This window comes from Alkalihalobacterium sp. TH-98 (assembly GCF_057473385.1).
Genome location: NZ_JBYCKM010000009.1, coordinates 111,691 through 135,845, shown reverse-complemented (window position 1 = coordinate 135,845; position 24,155 = coordinate 111,691). Strand labels below are relative to the sequence as shown.

Here is a 24,155-nt window from a genome sequence, read left to right as displayed (position 1 = left end):
TTATATGAGCACCGTTTCTTCAACGAAACGAACTTCATTGTTTTTTAATGACTCAATTCTAGCTAAGGACTCTACTTTGTATCCTGCGTCTAATAGAACTTGGCGCCCAGGTTGGAAAGATTTTTCAATTACTATTCCAATTCCTGAAATCGTTGCTCCTGCTTGTTCTACGATTTGAGCAAGCCCAAGCGCTGCTTGGCCGTTGGCAAGAAAATCATCAATGATTAGTACACGATCGCTTTCTTTTAAAAAGTCTTTTGACACGGTAATCGTATTCGTTTCTTGCTTCGTGAACGAGTAAACATCAGCAGTGTAAACATTGTCATTCATCGTGAGTGATTTCTTCTTCCTTGCAAATACGAGCTCAACTCCAAGCTCAAGTGCGGTTGTGAATGCTGGAGCAATACCTGAAGATTCAATCGTTAGAACTTTTGTGATAGGATCTTCACTATGAAACCTCTTAACAAATTCTTTACCCATTTCTAAAGATAAAACAGGGTTAATCTGATGGTTTAGAAAAGAGTCTACTTTTAAGACCCCATCTGATAATACGATTCCTTTACTCAGAATCTCTTCTTTAAGCAATTTCATTTGATGATCCTCCTCAATACTTAGCTGCAATTGTAAATAAATAAAAAAACCCGAACATCAGTCCACTATGCTTCGAGTGAATACTGACATTCGGATTTTAATTTCCGTAACAAAGCAAACCAGTTTATGAAAAAAATAATTAGATAGCAGGTTACGCTTTGATGTCATATGTTCACTCGTAGTCGAATCGTTTACGGCAATTCGGTAGAAACTTTTGGGCCATATTCCCAATAATTATACGAGTTATTTTTTTGATCTGTTGATGAAGTGATTATAGCACAATCATTTTTCTTATGTAAGATCATTTTGTTAATTTTACGAACTTTTTTTACTGTTTTTTCATTTTCATTCGTGTTTTAGTTATTTTCTGTAAAATACCCATTTAAATTGTTTGGTAATTAAGAAAATTCAATGAGTATTTCGCTGTTTTATTTCTATAAATTAGGGAACATTACAAATGTTAGAACTAGAGTAGTAATGCTTTGACAAAAATCATATTTACGATTACTCTTTAGTTGTATATACAAGTTGAGGTGATTAAATATGTTAAAAAAACTATTTGGATTAGACAAGAAAAAAGAAATACCAACTGAAGAAGTGTTACATTCTCCTATGAATGGTACATATGTAAAAGTTGAAGATGTACCAGATCCGACATTTGCCCAAAAGATGATTGGTGACGGTTTTGCAGTTGAACCTAGTAATGGGGAAGTTGTATCACCTGTCGAAGGAGAGATCATCCAAGTTTTTCCTACAAAACATGCAATTGGTATCCGTTCACTAAGCGGTGCAGAGGTACTTATTCATATCGGGATAGAAACAGTTAATATGAAAGGTGAAGGATTTGAAGTCTTCGTAAAAGAAGGAGATAAAGTACAAGTTGGTACAAAATTAGTTGAGTTTTCTCTCGATTTAATAAAAGAAAAAGCAGCTAGTACCATTACTCCAATTGTTATAACGAATGCGGATCAAGTACAATCCATGAAGCTAGAGCCAGTGAGCGAAGTGGTTGCAGGAAAGACTCCAATTGCCACCTTCTCAATGAAAGCAGAATAAACCCCATTTGATAAAAGACTAACTCAATTAATGTGAGGTGCTGTAACGACAAGCACCAAAATCATATTTGAGTTAGTCTTTTTATTTACGTGCTATTTTTAGAAAACTTTAATAATTGTGACTTGGTCATAATAGTATAGGAATAAAAAGGGAGGGATGATGATTGGAAATACAAATTTAATATTTAACTTTAGTGAAAAAGCGCTCAATTGGGTGAAAAAAGAAGGTAACGTTTTGACTGTTGACCTATTTGAAAGCGCCACCAAATGTTGTGTAGGAAGTATTCAAGAGCTACAAGTCCGTTTGAAAGAGCCATCAAATTCTGCTCGGTATTCTTTTTACCAACACGATGGAATTCATATATTTGTTGAAAAAAGTTTAGTTTTTAAAAATAATCAACTCGATTTTCAACTATCTAAAATTTCGTTCTTTAAGGGGATTACCGTCTCAGGGTTAAAACGGTTTTAGGAGGAGAGTCTTTGAGTGTAACGATTTGCAAAAGTTATCTTGAGCAGTTAATAGAGAAATATAGTCGTCATTTTAATGTTTATCGAAATAAAAAACTCGGTTGCATTCCACTTTCGTTTTATGCGGAGTACAAGAGGCGCGATGAAAAGTATTTCATGTCCAAGTCGATTCCAATTTGGGGGGTAGATAATCAGCAATATGTATTTGTTTGGGAGAAAGAAACAAAAGTGACGAAGGAAGATGTTCAAACGTTTGCAACAGAGTTAATAACGAACAGCAAATCATATGTTCCCTTTCATAGTGAACATATGTCTTCTATTCTTGTTGGTGTTATTTTAACGAACCAGCCTTTAGAAAAAGAGGTTATTAAGGAGGTGAAAAAACAACGGAAACTTAAGTTTCTTAAACTTGGTATGAATGGATGGATCGAATGTTATGTAGGTCTTGTGCAGGTAGAACAGAGAGAAGTGTATGTCAATAGGAAAGGGAGAGAGTACATGCAGCACTTTATAGTCCACTAAAGGGGGAAAATAAGACATGAATTTACTTACACTGTTATTAATATCTGGTCTTATTCTGCTTATCGCTTATTTTACGTATGGTAGATTTCTTGAGAGACAAATGAAAGTAGACCCAAATAGAAAAACACCAGCGAATGAATTATATGACGGTGTGGATTATGTTCCAGCGAAAAAACCGGTTTTACTTGGACATCATTTTGCTACGATAGCGGGTGGTGGACCGATAGTGGGACCCATTACTGCTGCCTTCTTTGGTTGGTTACCTGCTGTACTTTGGATCCTTATAGGAAGTATTTTTATTGGTGGTGTTCATGACTATACATCGTTACAAGCTTCCGTTCGTCACAAGGCTAAATCGATCGGGGAAATTATACGTGAATATATTGGAAAACGAGGCCAAGTCTTATTTCTGATCTTTTCGATAGCCACATTAATATTAATTGTTGGTGTGTTTATTATACTTGTTGCTAATACGTTTGTAGCCGTTCCAGAAGCTGCCACTGCCTCTGTTTTATTTGTCGGTGTGGCACTTGTATTTGGTTTTATTATTAATCAAATTCGTTTAAGTTTACCTATTGCAAGTATTTTAGGTGTCGTTGCTATGTTATTTAGCGTGTGGGTAGGTATTTCCTTTCCGCTCGAATTAAGTGCGGTAACTTGGTCGTTTATTCTATTAATCTATGCTTATATCGCATCTATTCTCCCTGTATGGGTATTGCTGCAACCTCGTGACTATCTAAACGCTTTCTTATTATATGGGATGATTGCAGGCGCAACACTTGGGATTATTCTTGCAGCACCTACGATACAACTTCCAGCTTATACTGGTTTTAACCATGAAACGTTAGGTTTCTTATTCCCAATTCTATTTATTACCATCGCTTGTGGAGCCATCTCAGGGTTTCACTCGCTTGTCTCCTCAGGAACGACAGCAAAACAGTTAGATAATGAGAAGAACGGTAAGTTTATCGCTTATGGATCAATGTTATTAGAAGCCTTTTTAGCAATTATCGCAATCGGTGCTGTTGCTTATTTAACACAAGCGGATTTTGCTGCTAGAATGACGGAGCTAGGAGGGCCAATCGGTACATTTGCAGCTGGTATTGGTTACTTTATGTCACATTGGGGTATCGACATAACAGTAGCTACGACATTTACAGCGCTAACCGCTTCCGCATTTTTATTAACGACATTAGACTCTGCAACACGTCTAATGCGATATGCTATTCAAGAATTAGGTGAAGAACATATTCCAGCTGTGAAAAATAACCATGTCGCTACCATTGCAGGGTTAATCGGTGCAGGTGCTTTAGCGTTGTCTGGTACATGGGAAAGAGTTTGGCCGTTATTCGGTTCAGCAAACCAAATGCTCGGTGCATTAGCGTTGTTGGCTGTATCCGTATGGTTAATAAAAATTGGTGCAAAAGCCTACTACGTTGTCATCCCGATGTTCTTTATGTTTGTCGTAACTGTGTCAGCGCTAGGTGTACTTATGTACAATAACTTTGTATCTCAGAACTGGCTCCTGTTTGGTTCAGGTTTAGTCTTATTTATATTATGTATCTTCCTAGGAATAGAAGGCTGGCGATCAATCGCTAAGAGAACGAAAACATCTTAGGTAGTGTTTCAGGCTCCTTTTTTAAAAAACGAGCCTGAATATTGAGATAACACTATACATATGTTTCCACAATTGTGTATACTTAAAGAGGAACCTACTGAGCGTACGCTCAATTAGAAACAAGTGATTAAATACTTAAGGATACTTTTAAATTAAAAAAAATGTAAAGAATGGAAGGGAGAGCGATCACAATGAATAATCAAGAAGTCGTGATTGTAAGCGCTGTCAGAACGCCGATTGGAAACTTTGGCGGTAGTTTAAAAAGTGTTAAGGCAACAAAACTAGGGGCTACTGTCATTAAGGCTGCTTTAGAAAGAGCGGGAGTTGCTACAGACCAAGTAGACGAGGTTATTATGGGGAATGTCCTTCAAGCCGGTTTAGGACAAAATCCAGCAAGACAAGCAGCAATTGAAGCTGGCTTACCGCAACACACTCCTTCAATGACGATTAACAAAGTGTGTGGATCAGGACTAAAAGCTGTTCATTTAGCAACACAAGCGATTTTATCTGGGGATGCAGATGTAGTTGTTGCCGGCGGTATGGAAAATATGAGCCAGGCTCCTTACTTATCAATGGGAGCAAGAGACGGTTTTAGAATGGGTGACCAAAAGCTAATTGATAGCATGGTACACGATGGTCTAACGTGTGCATTCAATGATTATCATATGGGGATTACAGCAGAAAATTTATGTGATAAATATGAATTGACTCGTGAAGAGCAAGATGAGTTTGCAGCTTGGAGTCAAGAAAAAGCTGCAAAAGCTATTGCAGAAGGTAAATTCAAGGATGAAATCGTTTCTGTAGAAATTCCACAACGTAAAGGCGATCCAATTGTATTTGATACAGATGAGTATGTAAAAGCTGGTACAACGGCTGAAAAGCTTGGAACACTCCGCCCTGCTTTTAAAAAGGATGGCAGTGTTACAGCTGGTAATGCATCTGGATTAAATGATGGAGCTGCAGCTGTAGTAGTAATGAGCCGTAAAAAAGCTGAAGAACTGGGTGTAACTCCACTAGCGGTTATTCGTGGAAACGCAAGTGCAGCAGTCGATCCTGCTATAATGGGAATCGGTCCAGTGCCTGCAACGAAAAAAGCATTAGATAAAGCAGGGCTGAGCTTATCAGATTTAAATTTAATCGAAGCAAATGAAGCTTTTGCGGCGCAAGCATTAGCTGTAGGTCGTGATTTAGAATTCTCTAAAGATATTCTAAACGTAAATGGTGGTGCAATTGCATTAGGGCATCCGATTGGGGCAAGTGGAGCTCGTATTCTAGTATCCCTGCTTCATGAATTAGATCGTCGCGACGGAAAATACGGACTTGCTACATTATGTATCGGCGGCGGTCAAGGTGTAGCAACGGTCGTTGAAAAAGCATAATAATTTACTTAAATAAAATAGGTTAAAAGCGTAATAGATTTTTGTTCTATTACGCTTTTAATTTATTTGTTCGTCTTCATTTTAAAAATAAGTATGATGAGAAGTGGCTTTAACACCACCAATATAGGTAATTCCCTCCCTGAATTCATCAAAAATTTTTAAGCGATAATGCTGCATATTCATGAAAGTGAAGGAATAATAAAAACTAACTGAAAATTTCGAACGTTACATAGTCTTTTGTGCGTTGATGTGTTATACTTTAATGCAATAATCTGATAATTTAAATTTTGATTTGAGTATTTTAGTAGAGAGTAATGCTAGGAGAGTGGGGAGTTTAAAATGAGCAGCCAAAATGTGTTCCTATATGACACGACACTTAGAGATGGCACACAAGGTGAGGGAGTAAGTCTTTCTGTCGATGACAAATTGAAGATTGCTAAGAAGCTAGATGAATTGGGGATACACTACATCGAAGGTGGTTGGCCTGGTAGTAATCCGAAGGACATGAATTTCTTTAAAAAAGTAAAGGATCTTGAGCTAAAGAATGCTAAGGTTACGGCGTTTGGAAGCACTCGTCGTATGGGGGTTACGGCCGGTCAAGATCAAAACCTGCAACGCATCTTAGAAAGTGGTGTACGTTCTGTCGCAATCTTTGGAAAGACATGGGATTTTCAAGTGACTCATGCGTTGCAAACGACACTAGAAGAGAATTTAGATATGATTTACGATTCAGTAAAGTTTTTAAAAGAGAATGGGTTAGAAGTGATTTTTGATGCAGAGCATTTTTTTGATGGGTATAAGAGGAATGCTGACTACGCTATTCAAGCGATAAAGAAGGCAGAAGCCGCCGGTGCTGATTGTGTAGCACTTTGTGATACGAATGGAGGCTCTCTTCCTCATGAAGTGCTCGAAATTGTCAAACATGTTGTACAGGAGCTCTCGATCCAAGTCGGTATCCATTGTCATAATGATGGAGAAGTAGCCGTTGCAAACACGATCGCTGCAGTTCAAGCGGGGGCGAATCACGTACAAGGTACAATTAATGGCTACGGGGAACGGTGTGGAAATGTAAATCTTATTTCGGTTATTCCTAATTTACAGCTAAAAATGGGTTATTCCTGTATTGAACCGCATCAGTTGGTGAACCTCACTTCGGTCTCGAAGTATGTCCATGAAATTGCAAACCAGATTCCGCCGAGTAACCAGCCTTTTGTCGGAAAAAGTGCATTTGCGCATAAAGGTGGCATGCATGTTAGTGCTGTATTAAAGCATCCTGAAACGTATGAACATATTGAGCCCGAAGCTATTGGAAATAAAAGAAGAGTACTAGTTTCTGAATTATCAGGACAAAGTAATGTACTTTTTAAAGCGAAAGAGTGGAATTTAGATTTAAATAAGAATAATCCAGCAACTAAGCAAATTATAGAACAAATCAAAGAGTTAGAGCTTAATGGGTATCAGTATGAAGCAGCTGAAGCTTCTTTTGAGTTAGTTGTTAAAAAAGGACTTGGTGAACATCTAGAGTTTTTTAAACTCGATCATTTTAAAATTTTTATTGAAAACAATGCAGATCAGTCATTTACAACGGAAGCAGTCGTTAAGTTAGTTGTTAACAACCAAGAAGTGCTAACTGCTGCAGAAGGAAACGGTCCTGTAAACGCGCTCGACCATGCTTTAAGAAAAGCACTTGAACAATTTTATCCATGTATTAATAAGATGTACTTATCAGACTATAAAGTTCGTGTTTTAGATGAAACAGATGCTACAGCATCTCGGGTACGAGTTCTTATTGAGTCTTCCGACGGTTCTGAGAAGTGGAGCACAATTGGTGTCTCCGGTAATATCATTAAAGCGAGTTGGTATGCCTTAGTCGATAGCGTTAATTATTTTTTGTTAAAACAAGAGGACCGGTTAGAAGTAGTGAATCAGCCTAAAACAGAATCTACAATTGGTGTGAGTAACCATTAATCATTGCTACTAATATATAAAACTGATAAAATATAAATTATCATAATATTATGTTATTGTGATCACTTAAGAATTAAAGGAGAGTTTAGAATGAGTAAAGCAGAGATGAGTACAGTAGAGAAGAATGAAAAAGGGTATTTTGGAGAGTTTGGCGGAAGTTTCGTACCACCACAATTAAACGCAGTGTTAGAGCGTTTAGATGAAAATTTTAATAAGTACAAAGAAGATCCTGAATTTGTAGAGGAATACTTGTACTATTTAAAAGAATATGTCGGTAGAGAAAATCCATTAACTCTAGCTGAAAGGTTAACTGAAAAATGTGGCGGTGCAAAAATTTATTTAAAACGAGAAGATTTAAACCATACAGGTGCTCATAAAATTAACAATGTAATCGGGCAAATTTTATTAGCCAAAAAAATGGGCGCTCACAGAATTATCGCTGAAACTGGGGCTGGACAGCATGGCGTAGCTACTGCTACAGCATGCGCAATGCTCGGCATGGAATGTATCATTTACATGGGGGCTGAAGACACTCGCCGCCAGGAGTTAAATGTGTTTCGTATGGAACTGTTGGGAGCAACGGTTGTTCCTGTTCATAAAGGTCAAGGACGATTGAAAGATGCTGTTGATGAAGCATTAAATGACCTTGTTGAAAACTATGAGAATACGTTTTATCTTCTAGGATCTGCAGTTGGTCCACATCCATTCCCGACAATGGTTCATCATTTTCAATCGATCATTAGTAAAGAATCAAAACGCCAGATTCTTGAAAAGGAAGGGAAATTGCCAAACGTCGTCGTCGCTTGTGTTGGTGGAGGAAGTAATGCCATTGGTGCCTTTTCCGAATACTTGCCAGAAGAAAACGTAAGGCTTGTTGGGGTTGAGCCTGAAGAAGCAGCATCTTTAACAAAGGGTACTCCTGGTGTTATCCACGGTTTCAAATGCCTTTGTTTACAGGATGAAGAAGGAAACCCGTTACCTACTCATTCGATTTCTGCTGGATTAGACTATCCTGGAATTGGACCAGAGCATAGTTATCTAAAGGTAACTGAGCGCGCCGAGTATTATTCTGTTTCTAAAACAGAAGTATTAGATGCCTTTCAAGCATTAGCTCGAACAGAGGGTATTATCCCAGCTTTAGAGAGTGCACACGCTGTTGCTTATGCAATAAAAGAAGCACGAAATTTAAGTAAAGAGGATATCATTATCGTTAACATTTCAGGTCGTGGTGACAAAGATGTTAATGAAGTAAGGCGCTTGTTGCAAGAAGGAAATGAATAGGAAAAATAAGAGGCTGACAGATTTGTCAGCCTCTTATTTTTTTCGAACATGTCTAGCTCCAGGTGCCATCGGCTCGAGGTCGCTTCGGTCCATCAAGCGTGTCTAAAGGGCAAGCCACTTATTGCTGGCCCTCCAGCGCTTCTCGCCGATAAGCAGGCACCTTGCGCTTTCCTTAGTTATCTAAAACTTGGGAACACATAAGGTTGTTCCGGTTCATCAATAACTGTAATCTCTCTTAAGTGAATCAGTGGAATTTGATAGCCGTTGTAGTCTGTTTTATCAAGAATACCTGCAACATGAACCCACGTATCGTTTTCATATTCTGTTGCTAAGTCTGACTCTACCAACGTGCCGTATACTGCTGCATCCGCAACACAACATGTCATGGCAAAACGAGCCACGACCAGTTGGTTATCTTCAAATTCGGGTTCACGGTAAACAAAGCCAGTAATGACCAGTTCTCTACCGATGAATTGATCCATGTGTAAATCTAAGACCGTCATAATATCTAAATAATTATCATCAGTTACAATAATTCGTTGTTGATCTTTCATTTCTTCAGCTAGTTCTTGATAATATTGGTTAAAACCTTCTTCAGTATAAAAGTCTTCAACTGAATAATGCTCTTCCGTTTCACCCAAACTATCAAAATAACCATCAGGATTTTCCAGAAATGCTTCAGCTCTCGAAGTACTGCCCGTTACTTCATTTGGGTCGGTTGGTTTTGTTAATATCCCGCTTCCATATTGAATACCGCGGTTGGCAGCAACTGAACTATCTAGAACTTTATCCGGTAGAACAAATCCCATCACAATAGGGGCAACGAAGATTGAGTAAATTCCAATTTTCAATAGCGGCGAGCCTGTCATCGAATGATCTTCGCCGCAATCACAATCAATCTCTTGATCATTCTTCCTCGTACTTCTTATGATTTGTACTACACCTAAAATGATAAAAACAACTAATGCAAAATACATAAAGGGCATCATTTTAGGGGCGATATAGTAGCGAATGTTTCCTGATAAAATAAAAGCAAGCATGAGTAGCGAAAAACCTAGAAGGATAATCCCTCGTATATAGCTATGAAAACTAAGGTCAGTATTTTCTCTATTCATCTTATCCCTCCTATTAATCTATTATAATACAAATAGTTGAAGTGATAGAACTGAAATAAATACAACAGCTGTAACAACGACCATAAAACTAATGACAAATTTCACTCGGAAGAAGGCAAACAGCATAATTGTGTTTTTCAAATCTAACATCGGTCCATAAACAAGAAAGGCAATAATTGATCCGGTTGTGAATGTATTGCCGAAAGACGCAGCAACAAAGGCATCTGCTTCTGAACATAGAGAAAGAATGAACGCAAAAGCCATCATAACACCTGTTGATGACCACTCGTTACTACCGATTGCTAGTAATATATTGCGATCTAACAATGTTTGGAATAAAGCGGCGATAAAAGCACCTGCGATTAAATATTTACCCATTAAGAAAAATTCATCGGCAGCGTGGTAAAAGGTTTGTTTGATTCGATTAGGCTTTTTAGCTGTTTCAACTGGAAGCACGACTCGTCCCGTTAACTCTTCTTTTGTCCACTTTAATTGATCTTTGTTTTTAAAGATTACGTACATAATGGCACCGATAATAATCGCTAGCACAAAGGCTAGTCCCATTCTAGCATATAGAACAGTTAGATCGGTACGGAAAGCGTAGAAAGTGGATGCAGCAACAACTGGATTAAGAATTGGTGCTGCAACTAAAAACACAACACCGACATGAAGCGGCATGCCTTTTTTAATCAGACGACGAACAACTGGTATAATCGCGCATTCGCAAATCGGAAATATCGCTCCTAATACAGCAGCTGGTAGTAACGCCATATAAGCGTTTTTTGGTAAGTATCTTTGCAGAGCATCTTCTGAAACATATATTTGAATGAGCGCGGAAACAAACACCCCAAGCAAAATAAAAGGAACAGCCTCAATGACAATTCCAAGGAAAATTGTATTTACATTAAGCATGACATCAGATACAGGAAATGTTCCTTCTTTAAAACGTTCAATGTTAAAGAACAGAAAAAGGAAGAAAACAAGTAATATAACTCCGAATAAATCTTTCATCAAGGATGAAATTGAGGTTTTTAAATTCATAGTTCTCTCCTAAATAGGTAGATTTCTAGCTAAATAGTATTTTAACATAGATGATTTAGGTTTCGTAGTAGCAGAATAATTTGTCAAGAAAATGAAATGTGGTACACAAATCGTAATGATTCTTATTTGTAAAAGTGCTCTATTTATTGTATGCTTATTTTGATAGATTATGTTCGCAAAGGTGGTTCAAATAACAATGGCTAAATCCATTCCAGTATACTTAATCACTGGTTTCTTAGGAAGTGGAAAGACAACAGTTCTTCAAAAAGCGGTTCAGGCAGCAAAAAATAAAGGACTTAATCCCGCCCTTATTTTAAATGAATTAGGAGAAGTGAATGTCGAAGAAGGTTTATTCGACAAGGAGCGAATGGTCGAGATGCTTAATGGGTGTATTTGTTGTACGATTTCAGCAGATATGACGAGAGAGCTTGCATTGTTTTTAGAAGTGAATGAAGATATTGATATTCTTTTTATTGAAGGAACTGGAGTGGCGGATCCATCAGAAATTATTGAAGCACTCACACATCCTTCACTAATCGATAAAGTTCAATTAGTTTCTACCATTGGAATGGTGGATGGAAGTAAGTTTCTTGAATATCAAAGTATTTTCTCAAGTTCAAAAGAGATTAGAGAAATTTTAAAAAAGCAAATTAATTCTACTTCGTTAGTCGTTTTAAATAAAATTGATTTAATTAAAGATAAAGAATTAACAAAGGTAAGAAAGAAAATTGGCGATTTAGTAGATAAGCGAGCTGAATTTATTGAAACAACACATGGTGAGCTTAGTACGGATGTTTTATTAAAGGAAAGAGTTTTAAATAGGGCGTATTCCATTGCATCTTGTGATGATAGTTGCGGTTGTGAGAAACAGGATCATCACCACCATGATCACACCCATCACCATCATATGTTCGAAGCAATTACACTTCGGGACATACTAGCTGTTGACCGCATTAGTTTTGAGAGATGGCTTCAGAGTATGCCGAAAGTTGTAAGAAGTAAAGGGATTATCCAATTAACAGAAACACCACAAATGTTTCAGTACCAATATGCCTCAGGTCAGCTTATGTTAAATCGCAGTAATGATCAATTAGCAGTGAAACCTTGTATCATTCTTATTGGTAGCGAATTGAATGGTGAAGAGATCAGGAATAGTTTTCAGCAATTAGTTCAAATATAGAGCAAAAAGACTGACACAGCGGTGTCAGTCTTTTTAGTATTTTAAATATCCATAATTGTATCTGGATTAATAAATAATGCCACTAGAATTGCGACAACAAAGCAGTAAATTGCAAAATAGAACAGCTTACTTTTCTTTAGGAACTCAATGAGCCAAACAATCCCTAGCCAAGAAAATATAAACGTTGAAATGAATGAAACGATTAGTGCCGGTGCACCGATTGAACTAAACATGCCTGAACCGAGTTCGTCTATAGCTAAAACAGAAGAACCAAGAATAACTGGGATTACTAGTAAGAACGAGTATCGTACTGCAGTGTCTCGACTTAACCCTACTAATAGAGCAGCAATCAACGTAGCACCTGACCGAGAGATACCTGGAAAAACAGCGAGTGTCTGCCCTAAACCAACGATGATCGAATCTTTAAAAGTCATTTCTTTTTCTGTACGTGAACCATATTTATGAAACCTTTCAATAAAAATTAGTGCGATCCCTGTCACAGTTAGAGCCGCTGCGATAAAGTATGGTGTTTTCATCGTGTCGCCGACTACGTCTTTTAATACGATTCCTAGCCCGCCTGTTATTCCTGTTGCAACGATGATATAAATTCCAAAATAGAAATGTACTTTGTTTTCTTTAGAACGGTCAACAAAAAATTTGAAAAAACCGGTAACAACATCGACGATATCTCTTCTAAAATAAATCATCACTGCTAAAATAGAAGCTAAATGTAAGTAAATTTCAAAGGCCAGGCCTGGGAAAGTATATCCGAATATCATTTGTGTAATAACGATATGAGCCGTACTTGAAACCGGTAGAAATTCAGTGATCCCCTGGACGAGACCGAAAATAAAAGCTTCGATGATAGACATAAAAAGCCCCTTTCTTTAAATAAGCACGATATAAAATTGACTAAGCCGTGTTAATTCTAGCAAAAATTGAGAGAATAATAAAGAAACAATTTTAGCCGAACAGTGTAATAAGATTGTCAATCTCTTTTTTAGTATTCATCTTATAGCCATGTTATTATAGTTAATATAATGTAAAGTACGGTAATAACGGAATGAGGGAACTAGAATGAATAGACGCATAATTAGTATTTTAACTTTAGTAATTGCTGTGGGCCTAATTATTTTTGTAATTGCTACAGATCGGGAAAAGCCGCTAGGTGTTGAAAAAGGATTGAAAGCGATTGATTTCACTTTACCTGTTTGGGGCGAAGAAGGTGTTGAAGCTTCTCTTTCTGACTATGAAGGAGATGTAATTATCCTAAATTTCTGGGCGACGTGGTGTCCTCCTTGTAAGGATGAGATGCCTGACTTTATGCAATTCCAGGAAGACTATGGAGATCTGGGCCTCCAAGTCGTAACTGTAAATATGTACTACTACGAAAGAAGAGCAACCGTAGAGGAAGACATACAGAATTTCATGGAAGAGGTAAATGTAACTCTGCCAACACTCCTTGATATCGAAGGAGAGGTTAACAACACGTACCAACCACCGGGATTCCCAATGACATATATTATTGACCGAGACCGGGTGATCCAACAAGTTGTCCGCGGTGAAGTAAACTATGAAATGCTTGAACATCTCGCCCTGCCAATAGCGAAGGAGACTGATTAAATCAGTCTCCTTTCCTGTTTTACAGGACAAAGGTACGGGGCACCATTAGCACACTAAAAGAGCTAATGGTGCCAGTACTATACATAGTTTGTTAAATATTGGTTATGATAGTAGAGGTGTGTTTACGGAGTAGGAGTGAGTGTTGTTATGTATAGGGATGAGGTAGTCATCGTAAAGAAGATTGTATTTGAAGACGACGATATACAGCTATTAGAAACGTCTGGTGGGGCGGGGCGTGCGATCTTGTATCGTACGTTCTTTCCGAAAGTACAGGAGCAAGAAGAAATTGTAGTCAATGTAACGGCAACGGAACTGAAACTAGGTACAGGTGGTTGGGATATTGTGAAAGCAATTCCTCAAGCGCATTCGCATAAAGAATTGACTTCTAATGGTCATATTATGAAAGCCAGATATATGCCTAATCAACATAGTGTTCTAGCTGTGGAAGCACAAGAAAGCGAAGACCACTCGTTGTTCCATACAGCTTTTAGTTTAGACGGTAAACCGGTATTACTAGCAGAATTACACAGTATGCTGCCACTTGTTTACAGCTTAATAAGAAGCTTTTCTGCAGATATGAAATTAACGGTTATTATTAGTGATGAAGCAGCATTGCCTTTAAAGTTAAGTGAACATATGAGGATTCTAAGCAGAGAAGAACAGTTTCATTCGATTACCGTAGGTCAAGCATTTGGAGGGGAATTTGAGGCTGTTAATCTAATAACAGCGCTTCAATATGCCGATCAAAAGTTAAAGAGTGATATTATTCTTATAACCTTAGGGCCTGGTGTCGTTGGAACAGGTACCGTCTATGGTTTTAGTGGAATGGAATTAGCCAATTGGGCAAATATTGTTGGCAGTTTAGAGGGGCAGCCTGTATGGGTACCAAGGGTTTCTTTTGCTGACGAGAGAGAAAGACATTATGGGATAAGCCATCATACACTGACACCATTACAGAAGTTTACATCGAGTAAAAGTGTTGTTCCGTTACCGCTTCTACCGACTTCGCATCAAGCGAAAACTTTAAGGGAACAAGTGGAGTCTTTACAACAGCAGCATTACATTAAATGGGTGGAATTAAAATCATTCCAAGAAGAACTGGCAGGAGCGTTAAAGTGGTATCCGAAACAAATAAAAACGATGGGAAGAACGTTTGAGGATGACCCAACGTTTTTTTATACCGTTGCAGCGGCTGTGTTTACTACGATTTATCAAAAGAGGGAAGATTAACGTTTGGTTGCACTATTTCGCCATTGCTCAACGGTTTCGTATCTTTTCATATATTGTTTTAGAATCGCTTTAACTTGCCATGCCTTACCAACTAAAGTGACCCCTTTATTGTTTACATAAACTTTCATAAATTCACCTCTCGTAATAGGTAAGATTTTCTAAACAACTATGATAGACTGTATGTAAAATTAATATGATTTAGAACTGGGGGATTTGATTTATATGACAAAGCAATTCTATGAAAAAACACTTAAATCAGAAACAATATATGAAGGGCGTATTATTGATGTCGTGCTTGAGGATGTTGAGTTACCAGATGGGAAAACGAGTAAACGTGAGCTCGTGAAACACCCAGGAGCAGTTGCTGTCATTCCAGTCACGAAACAAGGAAAAATAGTACTTATACGGCAGTTTAGAAAACCACTTGAACGAGCGATCGTGGAAATACCAGCAGGAAAACTTGAAAAAGGAGAAAAGCCTGAAGTGTGTGCAGCAAGAGAATTAGAAGAAGAAACTGGGTATAAGACTAACAAATTGGAAAAAGTCATTTCATTCTATACTTCTCCTGGGTTTGCAGATGAATTAGTTCATATTTTTTATACAGAACAATTAGAGGAAGGAGTAGAAAATACAGATGAAGACGAATTTGTAGAGAAAATAGAAGTAACATTAGAAGAAGCTGAAAAGATGATTGAAACAAACGAAATTTTTGATGCAAAAACAGCCTTTGCTGTTCAATGGTTGAAACTAAAAAAACAAAAATAAGGTGATACGATTGCCGGAATACTTTGTTGATTTGCACATTCATATTGGAAGAACAAAATCGGGGAAGCCTGTAAAAATTACCGCATCTAAATCGTTAACACTAACAAACATTGTAGATTTTAGTGACCGGATAAAAGGGTTAAATATGATTGGGATTATTGACTCTCACTCACCAGAAGTTATAGAGGAGTTAAGAGGTTTTATTCTTAAGGGAGACGCTAATGAGCTTACTGGTGGTGGAATTCAATTTTCTAATGGAATGGTGCTTATTTTAGGTTCTGAGTTAGAAATTTATCACGACAGCTGCAATGGACCATTTCATGTATTAACGTATTTTCCAACGATTGAAGCAATGGTTGCCTTTAGTGACTGGCTATCTAAGCGGGTAACTAATATAACACTAAGCACACAAAGAGTGTATGAAAAAAGTAATATCATTCAACAGAAGGTGAAAGACCTAAAAGGAATTTTCATACCAGCCCATGCATTTACACCCCATAAAGGGATATATGGGAAAGGCGTTCAACAGAGTTTAACTGAGGTATTCCAACTTTCTGAAATAGATGCAATTGAGTTAGGGTTAAGTTCAGATACAAATCTAGTAAATGGAATTGCGGAATTATCAAACATATCGTTCGTTTCTAATTCTGACGCTCATTCTTTAGAGAAAATAGGAAGAGAATATCAACTGATCCAAATGGAAGAGCCAAACTTCAATGAATTAGTTTTGGCCCTTCATCAAAAAAAAGGGAGAATGATTGTTAAGAACTTTGGTCTTCATCCAAGACTCGGTAAGTATTTTCATACGTCTTGTGAACAATGTTTCACTCATGTTGGTGAACAAACGATTTGTCCAAATTGTTCAAGCAGCAAAATTACAAAAGGTGTATTTGAAAGACTTCAGGAATTAATCGACTTAAACCCTAAAAAAGTAAATCGGCCGCCTTATATTCATCAAGTTCCATTAGAATTCATACCTAAGTTGGGTCCAAAAACTTTAACGAAATTAAGAGATCACTTTGGAAATGAAATGAACATAATTCATCACACAAGCTTGTCACAGTTAAAAGAAGTAGTGAGTGAGCCCATCGCAAAGGCTATTGTATTGAGTCGAAAGGGGGGACTATCGATTAGTGCTGGTGGTGCTGGGAAGTATGGAAAGGTCGATTAAAAATTAATAGATTTCCAGTCATAGACCTCTACTAAATATCATAGATTTAACTAACAGGATGTTTAGGAGGGGCCATTATGAGAGGGAAGCGTAATCGATTTGGACAAGTAGTAGCCAGTCATATAGATGAAAATCGTTCTATTTATATTTTTACAACCATTTTATTTTTAATGGGAATTATTTTTGGTGCAATTATCGTTAACAGTTTAAGTCTGACACAGAAACACGATTTATATATGTATTTAACACAATTTTTTGGCCAAGTATCAGACGGACAAATCGCTCAGTCATCTGCTATGTTCACACAGAGCTTTGCACACTATGCCAAATATGTAGGTTTAATGTGGATTTTAGGTTTATCGATTATAGGGCTTCCAGTCATACTCATATTATTGTTTTTAAAGGGAGTTGTCGTAGGATTTACCGTAGGGTTTTTAGTTAATCAAATGGGTATGTCCGGATTCCTCCTTTCCTTCGTCTCAGTGATGCCGCAAAATTTTGTGCTCGTACCAGCCTTTATCATTGTAGCTACAGGAGCGATTTCTTTTTCACTCATCATGATACGTAACCAATTTATAAAAAGAAGTAATCAACCCATTTTTCCTCTATTTATTAGGTATTCGATGTTAATTCTTTGTGTTGGAGCAGTCTTAGCAGTAGCTTCCGCATTTGAAGCTTATATTTCTCCATATTTAATGAAAATTGTTGTTAGTAATTTTATGTAATAATTATTATTTAATATTAATTATAATTAGTTAATGATAATGATTATCCTTTGACACCTTCTACTGGAAACATTATAATATATAAAGATTATCGTTTGTTTTCAATGGAGGGGGGTAAACCGAATGGAGAAACGAGTTGAACGGATAAAGAAGCAACTTCATTCACAAAGTTATAAGCTTACGCCACAGCGGGAAGCAACAGTAAGAGTTCTACTTGAACATGAAGAAGATCACCTGAGTGCGGAAGATGTTTACCTTCTAGTAAAAGAGAAGTCGCCTGAAATCGGCTTAGCAACAGTTTATAGAACACTAGAGCTATTGACTGAACTAAAAGTAGTGGACAAAATTAACTTTGGAGACGGTGTTTCACGTTACGATTTACGGAAAGAAGGAGCCGACCATTTTCATCATCATTTAGTTTGTATTGAATGTGGTTCAGTGGATGAAATTCAAGAAGATCTTCTTGGTGATGTTGAAAAAATTGTAGAACGTGACTTCAACTTTCAAATAAAAGACCATCGTTTAACGTTCCATGGGATCTGTCACAGATGTCATGATAATAAAACAACAGAAGAAAGTGACTAACCCTTTTGCTAATCAGAAAAGGGTTTTTTTATATTATCTTTATGTACTCTGCCGATATCACTTCACGGATTATAGATAATAGTAAGATCATACTTTTTATAGAAACTTGTACTAATGAGGTATAAACACGATTTATCTTGGCATATCTTGTATTAAGAGAGTTACCTTTCTCAATTGATCTTATTTTTTTAGAAAGGTTGCTAGGAGGTCGGAGTGAAATGAAATCTTGGTTAGAGGCCATTTGGAATACACTAAAAGTTTTTGTACTATTTATGGGATGCACACTTTTGTTTTATTATGGTATTCTATGGGTAAGTGAAGAGTATGAAAGTTATCATCGATACGATGAGCCGAAAGGAAGAGCTGTTAGGGTCATACAAATGGAACAAGTGAGTGAACAGCACACGTGGTTTGATAGGTTATTGTTTTTCTATCATTTTGGAGAGTAGCATACAATAAATGGTTAGGGGAAATGGCCATGCTAGAACATATTGAAGATTTTATCCATTATAGTATGGTAGAACGAGGGCTTTCGAGTAATACGATTGAATCCTATCGTAGAGATTTGCGTCAATATATGAAGTTCATGAAAGAAGTAGAACAAATAAGTTCTATCAATGCATTTGATCGAAACGGAATATTAAACTATTTATATCATTTAAAAGATAAAGGTAGAGCTGATACGACGATTGCTAGGACAATTGCATCTATAAGGTCTTTTCATCAATTTTGTTTGCGTGAGAAAATTGCTGAAGGAGATCCATCTGTACATATCGAAACGCCAAAGGCTGCTAAGCGCTTACCAAAAGTACTGTCTACCAAAGAAGTTGAGGCTTTACTCGAAGCGCCTAGCGGGAATACAGAATTAGATCTTCGAAATCAAGCCATGCTAGAAGTGCTCTATGCTACAGGGATCCGTGTTTCTGAGCTATGCCAGCTCGAATTGCAAGATGTCCATATCACGATGGGGTTTGTTCGTTGTATTGGAAAAGGAAATAAAGAACGAATTATTCCACTCGGTTCAAAGGCTAGTGAAGCCTTTGAAAAGTATTTAACCAACTCTAGACCGAAACTGTTGAAGAAAAACCAGCATCAGATTGTGTTTGTTAATCATCATGGTAAGCCATTAACAAGGCAAGGGTTTTGGAAAGTATTAAAAGGGTTGGCTCAAAAAGCAAATATTAATAAAGAGTTAACACCTCATACGTTAAGACATTCTTTTGCAACCCACTTACTGGAAAACGGAGCAGACTTGCGAGCAGTCCAAGAGATGTTAGGACATGCTGACATTTCAACAACACAAATTTATACACATGTAACAAAAGCAAGATTAAAAGATGTTTACGCCCAGTATCATCCAAGGGCGTAATTTCTTTTTTTTGTTTAGTTGTCTGACATCAGACGAGTCGTTTTTCAAAAATTGAAAAACAACGAACTAACAAATAGGGTTTCACTTTTATAATAACATGACGTAGTGCATATTATTTCCTATAGTGTTAGGGTATAGTAAAAAAAGGTACGAAGGATTGGAGGTCATTATATGTCAACTTATCGTTTTAAAAGAATATTTATAGTTGTGATGGACTCAGTTGGTATTGGAGAAGCGCCTGATGCAGCCAAGTTTAATGATGAAGGTGCAGATACATTGGGTCATATAGCAGAACATATGAATGGATTACATATGCCGAATTTGGCAAAGTTAGGTTTAAGTAATATAAGAGAGATTAAAGGTATAGCCAAAGCCACTCAACCCCTTGCACATTTTGGGAAAATGCAGGAAGCATCTAATGGTAAAGATACAATGACTGGTCATTGGGAAATAATGGGCCTTAACATACAGGAGCCATTTCTTACATTTCCAGAAGGATTTCCAATGGAATTAATCGAAAAGATTGAAGAGATTACAGGTCGAAAAGTCATTGGGAACAAAGTAGCAAGCGGTACAGAAATTTTAAAAGAGTTAGGTCAAGAGCATGTTGAGTCAGGCGCGATCATCGTCTATACTTCAGCCGATTCTGTACTTCAAATTGCCGCCCATGAAAATATTGTACCGATTGATGAGTTATATGATATTTGTAAAAAAGTACGTGAACTTACAATGGATCCAAAATATATGGTCGGCAGAATAATAGCAAGACCTTTTATTGGAGAAAAAGGAAACTGGCAACGAACGGCCAATCGCCATGATTATGCGATAAAGCCATTTGGTCGTACGGTAATGAATGAATTAGCAGATGCACAACTTGACTCCATCGCTATTGGAAAAATCAGTGACATCTATGATGGTGAAGGAATTACTCAGTCTATGCGAACAACGTCAAATGATGATGGGATGGACAAATTGTTAGAAAGTATCAATATGGACTTTACCGGAATTAGCTTCTTAAATCTAGTTGATTTTGATGCAAACTTTGGTCATAGAAGAGACCCAGAAGGATACGGCAAAGCGCTAGAAGCCTTCGATCAACAATTAGCTGATGTTCTCGAGCAATTAGCAGATGACGATTTGCTCATTATTACAGCAGATCATGGTAATGACCCTACCCACCATGGTACAGATCATACCCGGGAATTTGTGCCTCTTCTTGTTTACTACAAAGGCATAGAAGTCGGTAAAGATTTATCGATTAGGCAAACTTTCGCTGATGTAGGAGCAACTGTTGCTGAAAATTTTTCTGTGAAAATGCCTGCATACGGTACTAGCTTCTTAAATGAAATTTAGGAGGAGATAATATGATAAACAAGCAATTGATGACAGAAGCTGCGGAATATATTCGTGGTAAATTTAATAAGAAACCTCAAATAGGTCTTATATTAGGCTCAGGACTAGGAGTGCTGGCAGAAGAAATTGAAAATCCGGTGAAAATCCCATACGATCAAATACCGAATTTTCCAGTATCAACTGTTGAAGGTCATGCCGGTCAACTCGTATTAGGGACATTACAAGAAAAAGATGTAGTAGCGATGCAAGGTAGATTCCACTTTTACGAAGGCTATTCATTAGAAAAAGTAACGTTTCCTGTTCGGGTAATGAAAGAATTAGGAGTCAAGACTGTGATCGTAACGAACGCAGCTGGTGGTGTAAATGAAAGCTTCCAAGCTGGTGATCTAATGATCATTAGCGATCAAATTAATAATATGAATCAAAATCCGCTCATCGGTCGTAATGATCCAGAGTTTGGTGTTCGTTTCCCTGATATGTCCAATGCTTACTCTCCTAGTTTGCGTAGTTTAGCAAAAAGAGTGGCTGAGAATTTAAATATTCCAGTGCAGGAAGGAGTTTATGTGGGTAATACGGGCCCTTGCTATGAAACTCCAGCAGAAGTTCGCATGATTCGTAAGTGTGGCGGAGATGCGGTTGGGATGTCTACTGTTCCTGAAGTGATTGTTGCCCGGCATTCGGGTATGGAAGTCCTTGGTATCTCTTGTATCTCCAATATGGCAGCAGGAATTTTAGACCAACCATTGACACATGATGAAGTAATCGAAACAACAGAGCAAGTTAAAGAGCGCTTTCTATCTCTAGTAAAAAACATTGTGAAGGATATATAGGAAGGGGTAATACATATGGAAAACATGTTAGTAAAAATTAACGAATCAGCTGCATTTATAGAAGAGAAAATTTCAGGTAAGCCTAAAATCGGCTTAATACTTGGTTCAGGATTAGGTGAATTAGCAGATGAAATTCAAAATCCGGTCCAAATTCCTTACGGAGAAATTCCTAACTTCCCAGTTTCAACAGTAGAAGGACATGCAGGGCAACTGGTCATAGGTCAACTTGAAGGGAAACAAGTGATCGCGATGCAAGGGCGTTTTCATTATTACGAAGGATACTCCATGCAAGAAGTAACGTTTCCTGTACGTGTAATGAAACAATTAGGAGTTGAGCTGATTGTTGTAACCAATGCATGTGGAGGAATGAACAAAGAATTTGCTCCTGGGGACTTAATGATTATTACAGACCATTTAAATATGACAGGAGATAATCCGCTTATTGGACCAAATTACAATGAACTAGGGCCGCGTTTTCCTGATATGAGTAGTGCTTATACACCAAAGCTGGTTGACTTTGTAGCAGAGATAGGAAGCGAACTAGATATTAAACTTCAAAAAGGGGTTTATGCAGGTGTGACTGGTCCAACATATATGTCTGGAGCAGAACTTATTATGTTACGAAATCTAGGTGGCGACGTCATTGGAATGTCGACTGTGCCAGAAGTAATTGTAGCAAGCCATGCGCAAATGAAAGTGATTGGTATTTCTTGTATTACTGATATGGCAATTGGTGAAGAGTTAGAAGGAATTACTCATGAGCAGGTAGTGGAGGTCGCAAACCGCACAAAACCAAAATTCATTAAGCTTGTTAAGAAGATTGTAGCAGATGTTGAGCTGTGAGGTGTAGCATTCGATGAGAATGGTTGATTTAATCGAAAAAAAACGAGATGGCGCCGAATTAACTAAAGAAGAAATAGAATTTATTATCCAAGGCTACACCGATGATGAAATTCCAGACTATCAAATATCTGCTTTTGCGATGGCTGTCTTTTTTCAAGATATGACACCGCAAGAACGGGCTTCCTTAACGATGGCAATGGTGGAATCTGGTGACCAAATCGATTTATCTAAAATCGAAGGCATAAAAGTTGATAAGCATTCTACCGGCGGGGTAGGTGATAAGACAACGATTGCTTTAGCACCTTTAGTAGCAGCAGCTGGTGTTCCTGTTGCAAAAATGTCTGGTCGCGGGTTAGGGCATACAGGTGGAACGATTGACAAACTTGAAGCGATCCCTGGCTTTCATGTTGAAATTGATACGAGTGAATTTAGTTATCTCGTTAATAAAAATAAATTAGCAGTGATCGGACAAACTGCAAACTTAACACCTGCTGATAAAAAGCTTTACGGACTACGTGATGTAACGGCCACGGTTAATTCCATCCCGTTAATTGCAAGTTCCATCATGAGTAAAAAAATTGCATCCGGAGCAGATGCGATCGTTTTAGATGTGAAGACTGGATCTGGGGCCTTTATGAAAGAACTTGAAAAGTCCAAAGAGTTAGCCGAAGCGATGGTTGAGATAGGAAATAACCTTGGCAGACAAACGATGGCCATTATATCGGATATGAATCAACCATTAGGGTTTTCAGTTGGTAACGCTTTAGAGGTAAAAGAAGCAATTGAAATGCTAAAAGGAAACGGACCGGATGATTTACTTGAGCTTTGTTTGACACTGGGCAGTTATATGGTTTTCCTAGCCAAACAAGCAACTTCAATCGAGGAAGCAAGGACTAAGCTCCTAGAAGTTATTGCTAATGGGGCTGCAATTGAAAAGTTAAAAACATTTATTGCCGCTCAAGGCGGCGATCCAACTGTTGTCGATGATACTAATAAATTACCGAGTGCGTCATATGAAATTCCAATCAAGGCAACTGAAAGTGGGTATATTTCAAAAATTGTTGCTGATAAAATTGGCTTAGCAGCGATGATGTTAGGAGCAGGAAGAGCAACTAAAGAATCTATAATTGATTTAGCGGTTGGAATCATCCTTCATAAAAAGATTGGTGATCAAGTTAAAGAGGGAGAGGCAATAGCGACTCTTCATAGTAATAGTGAAAATGTTGATACCGTTATTGAATTGGTCCAAGGGTCATTTACAATAGTGCAAGAACCTATTAATTCCCCGACTCTCATCTACAATAGAATTTCATAAATACTTAGAGGCTAACGCAACGTTAGTCTCTTTTTCTATGGAGTTAGTTTCTTATAAGTATATGTTCATGACTGACAGGCAATTGCTTTCGCTTTTTATCTAATCTAGCATACATCGTTAGATAACGA

General features: G+C 37.6%; 25 protein-coding genes and 1 riboswitch. Of the genes, 20 read left to right on the top strand and 5 right to left on the bottom strand.

The annotated features are described in order from the left end of the window. Complete coding sequence (locus AC2VNP_RS03915; RefSeq protein ID WP_486916095.1) at nucleotides 1-591, bottom strand: xanthine phosphoribosyltransferase; 591 nt, start codon at nucleotides 589-591, stop codon at nucleotides 1-3. Nucleotides 592-750: 159 nt separating this feature from the next. After that, nucleotides 751-853: riboswitch (purine riboswitch) on the bottom strand. A 281-nt stretch (nucleotides 854-1,134) separates the two neighbouring features. Here AC2VNP_RS03915 and AC2VNP_RS03910 point away from each other — a divergent pair. The 7 genes from AC2VNP_RS03910 to trpB all read left to right on the top strand — a co-directional run bounded on the left by AC2VNP_RS03910 (nucleotide 1,135) and on the right by trpB (nucleotide 8,882). After that, nucleotides 1,135-1,647: a PTS sugar transporter subunit IIA gene (locus tag AC2VNP_RS03910; protein WP_486916094.1), complete on the top strand. Its 513-nt coding sequence runs from the start codon at nucleotides 1,135-1,137 to the stop codon at nucleotides 1,645-1,647. A 156-nt stretch (nucleotides 1,648-1,803) separates the two neighbouring features. Beyond that, a complete protein-coding gene (locus tag AC2VNP_RS03905) occupies nucleotides 1,804-2,115 on the top strand; it encodes a CC/Se motif family (seleno)protein (protein WP_486916093.1) in 312 nt (103 codons plus the stop codon). Nucleotides 2,116-2,126: 11 nt separating this feature from the next. Further along, nucleotides 2,127-2,636, top strand: a complete 510-nt coding sequence (locus AC2VNP_RS03900) for a DUF8052 family protein (RefSeq protein WP_486916092.1) — start codon at nucleotides 2,127-2,129, stop codon at nucleotides 2,634-2,636. A gap of 16 nt (nucleotides 2,637-2,652) precedes the next feature. Then, complete coding sequence (locus AC2VNP_RS03895; RefSeq protein ID WP_486916091.1) at nucleotides 2,653-4,254, top strand: carbon starvation CstA family protein; 1,602 nt, start codon at nucleotides 2,653-2,655, stop codon at nucleotides 4,252-4,254. A gap of 191 nt (nucleotides 4,255-4,445) precedes the next feature. Then, the gene (locus tag AC2VNP_RS03890; RefSeq protein ID WP_486916090.1) at nucleotides 4,446-5,633 is read left to right on the top strand and encodes an acetyl-CoA C-acetyltransferase; all 1,188 of its coding nucleotides are present in this window, start codon (nucleotides 4,446-4,448) and stop codon (nucleotides 5,631-5,633) included. Nucleotides 5,634-5,972: 339 nt separating this feature from the next. Then, complete coding sequence (cimA, locus tag AC2VNP_RS03885; protein ID WP_486916089.1) at nucleotides 5,973-7,601, top strand: citramalate synthase; 1,629 nt, start codon at nucleotides 5,973-5,975, stop codon at nucleotides 7,599-7,601. A 105-nt stretch (nucleotides 7,602-7,706) separates the two neighbouring features. Next, nucleotides 7,707-8,882, top strand: a complete 1,176-nt coding sequence (trpB, locus tag AC2VNP_RS03880; protein WP_486916308.1) for a tryptophan synthase subunit beta — start codon at nucleotides 7,707-7,709, stop codon at nucleotides 8,880-8,882. Between the two features lie 176 nt (nucleotides 8,883-9,058). Here trpB and AC2VNP_RS03875 read toward each other — a convergent pair whose 3' ends face one another. Both AC2VNP_RS03875 and AC2VNP_RS03870 read right to left on the bottom strand, forming a co-directional pair. Further along, entirely contained in the window at nucleotides 9,059-9,997 is a 939-nt protein-coding gene (locus tag AC2VNP_RS03875; RefSeq protein WP_486916088.1) for a TIGR03943 family putative permease subunit, read from the bottom strand. Between the two features lie 21 nt (nucleotides 9,998-10,018). After that, the gene (locus tag AC2VNP_RS03870) at nucleotides 10,019-11,038 is read right to left on the bottom strand and encodes a permease (protein ID WP_486916087.1); all 1,020 of its coding nucleotides are present in this window, start codon (nucleotides 11,036-11,038) and stop codon (nucleotides 10,019-10,021) included. A 196-nt stretch (nucleotides 11,039-11,234) separates the two neighbouring features. On the opposite strand from AC2VNP_RS03870, the gene AC2VNP_RS03865 reads away from it, so the two are divergent. Then, on the top strand, nucleotides 11,235-12,218 hold the full coding sequence (locus AC2VNP_RS03865) for a CobW family GTP-binding protein (protein ID WP_486916086.1): 984 nt from the start codon (nucleotides 11,235-11,237) through the stop codon (nucleotides 12,216-12,218). 41 nt (nucleotides 12,219-12,259) lie between these two features. Here AC2VNP_RS03865 and uppP read toward each other — a convergent pair whose 3' ends face one another. Continuing rightward, entirely contained in the window at nucleotides 12,260-13,090 is an 831-nt protein-coding gene (gene uppP / locus AC2VNP_RS03860) for an undecaprenyl-diphosphatase UppP (RefSeq protein ID WP_486916085.1), read from the bottom strand. Between the two features lie 205 nt (nucleotides 13,091-13,295). On the opposite strand from uppP, the gene AC2VNP_RS03855 reads away from it, so the two are divergent. Both AC2VNP_RS03855 and AC2VNP_RS03850 read left to right on the top strand, forming a co-directional pair. After that, the gene (locus AC2VNP_RS03855; protein ID WP_486916084.1) at nucleotides 13,296-13,841 is read left to right on the top strand and encodes a TlpA disulfide reductase family protein; all 546 of its coding nucleotides are present in this window, start codon (nucleotides 13,296-13,298) and stop codon (nucleotides 13,839-13,841) included. Nucleotides 13,842-13,988: 147 nt separating this feature from the next. Then, on the top strand, nucleotides 13,989-15,071 hold the full coding sequence (locus AC2VNP_RS03850) for a DUF3866 family protein (RefSeq protein ID WP_486916083.1): 1,083 nt from the start codon (nucleotides 13,989-13,991) through the stop codon (nucleotides 15,069-15,071). Here AC2VNP_RS03850 and mciZ read toward each other — a convergent pair. Next, complete coding sequence (gene mciZ, locus AC2VNP_RS03845; protein WP_486916082.1) at nucleotides 15,068-15,199, bottom strand: Z-ring formation inhibitor MciZ; 132 nt, start codon at nucleotides 15,197-15,199, stop codon at nucleotides 15,068-15,070. The genes AC2VNP_RS03850 and mciZ overlap by 4 nt on opposite strands. 94 nt (nucleotides 15,200-15,293) lie before the next feature. Between mciZ and AC2VNP_RS03840 the strand changes: the two genes are divergently transcribed. From AC2VNP_RS03840 to AC2VNP_RS03795, 10 genes are all read left to right on the top strand, one after another. Then, nucleotides 15,294-15,836, top strand: coding sequence for an NUDIX domain-containing protein (locus AC2VNP_RS03840; RefSeq protein ID WP_486916081.1), 543 nt, complete (start codon nucleotides 15,294-15,296; stop codon nucleotides 15,834-15,836). Between the two features lies 1 nt (nucleotide 15,837). Beyond that, complete coding sequence (locus tag AC2VNP_RS03835; protein WP_486916080.1) at nucleotides 15,838-17,007, top strand: endonuclease Q family protein; 1,170 nt, start codon at nucleotides 15,838-15,840, stop codon at nucleotides 17,005-17,007. A 77-nt stretch (nucleotides 17,008-17,084) separates the two neighbouring features. Beyond that, entirely contained in the window at nucleotides 17,085-17,732 is a 648-nt protein-coding gene (gene spoIIM, locus AC2VNP_RS03830) for a stage II sporulation protein M (RefSeq protein ID WP_486916079.1), read from the top strand. Nucleotides 17,733-17,855: 123 nt separating this feature from the next. Continuing rightward, complete coding sequence (fur, locus tag AC2VNP_RS03825) at nucleotides 17,856-18,317, top strand: ferric iron uptake transcriptional regulator (protein ID WP_275116680.1); 462 nt, start codon at nucleotides 17,856-17,858, stop codon at nucleotides 18,315-18,317. Nucleotides 18,318-18,535: 218 nt separating this feature from the next. Continuing rightward, entirely contained in the window at nucleotides 18,536-18,766 is a 231-nt protein-coding gene (locus AC2VNP_RS03820) for a YqzK family protein (RefSeq protein WP_486916078.1), read from the top strand. Between the two features lie 29 nt (nucleotides 18,767-18,795). After that, on the top strand, nucleotides 18,796-19,686 hold the full coding sequence (xerD, locus tag AC2VNP_RS03815) for a site-specific tyrosine recombinase XerD (RefSeq protein ID WP_486916077.1): 891 nt from the start codon (nucleotides 18,796-18,798) through the stop codon (nucleotides 19,684-19,686). Between the two features lie 171 nt (nucleotides 19,687-19,857). Next, complete coding sequence (deoB, locus tag AC2VNP_RS03810; RefSeq protein WP_486916076.1) at nucleotides 19,858-21,039, top strand: phosphopentomutase; 1,182 nt, start codon at nucleotides 19,858-19,860, stop codon at nucleotides 21,037-21,039. Between the two features lie 29 nt (nucleotides 21,040-21,068). After that, complete coding sequence (locus AC2VNP_RS03805; protein ID WP_486916307.1) at nucleotides 21,069-21,869, top strand: purine-nucleoside phosphorylase; 801 nt, start codon at nucleotides 21,069-21,071, stop codon at nucleotides 21,867-21,869. A gap of 15 nt (nucleotides 21,870-21,884) precedes the next feature. Next, a complete protein-coding gene (locus tag AC2VNP_RS03800) occupies nucleotides 21,885-22,712 on the top strand; it encodes a purine-nucleoside phosphorylase (RefSeq protein WP_486916075.1) in 828 nt (275 codons plus the stop codon). Nucleotides 22,713-22,725: 13 nt separating this feature from the next. Beyond that, nucleotides 22,726-24,027: a pyrimidine-nucleoside phosphorylase gene (locus AC2VNP_RS03795; RefSeq protein WP_486916074.1), complete on the top strand. Its 1,302-nt coding sequence runs from the start codon at nucleotides 22,726-22,728 to the stop codon at nucleotides 24,025-24,027. The last annotated feature ends 128 nt before the right edge of the window (nucleotides 24,028-24,155 follow it).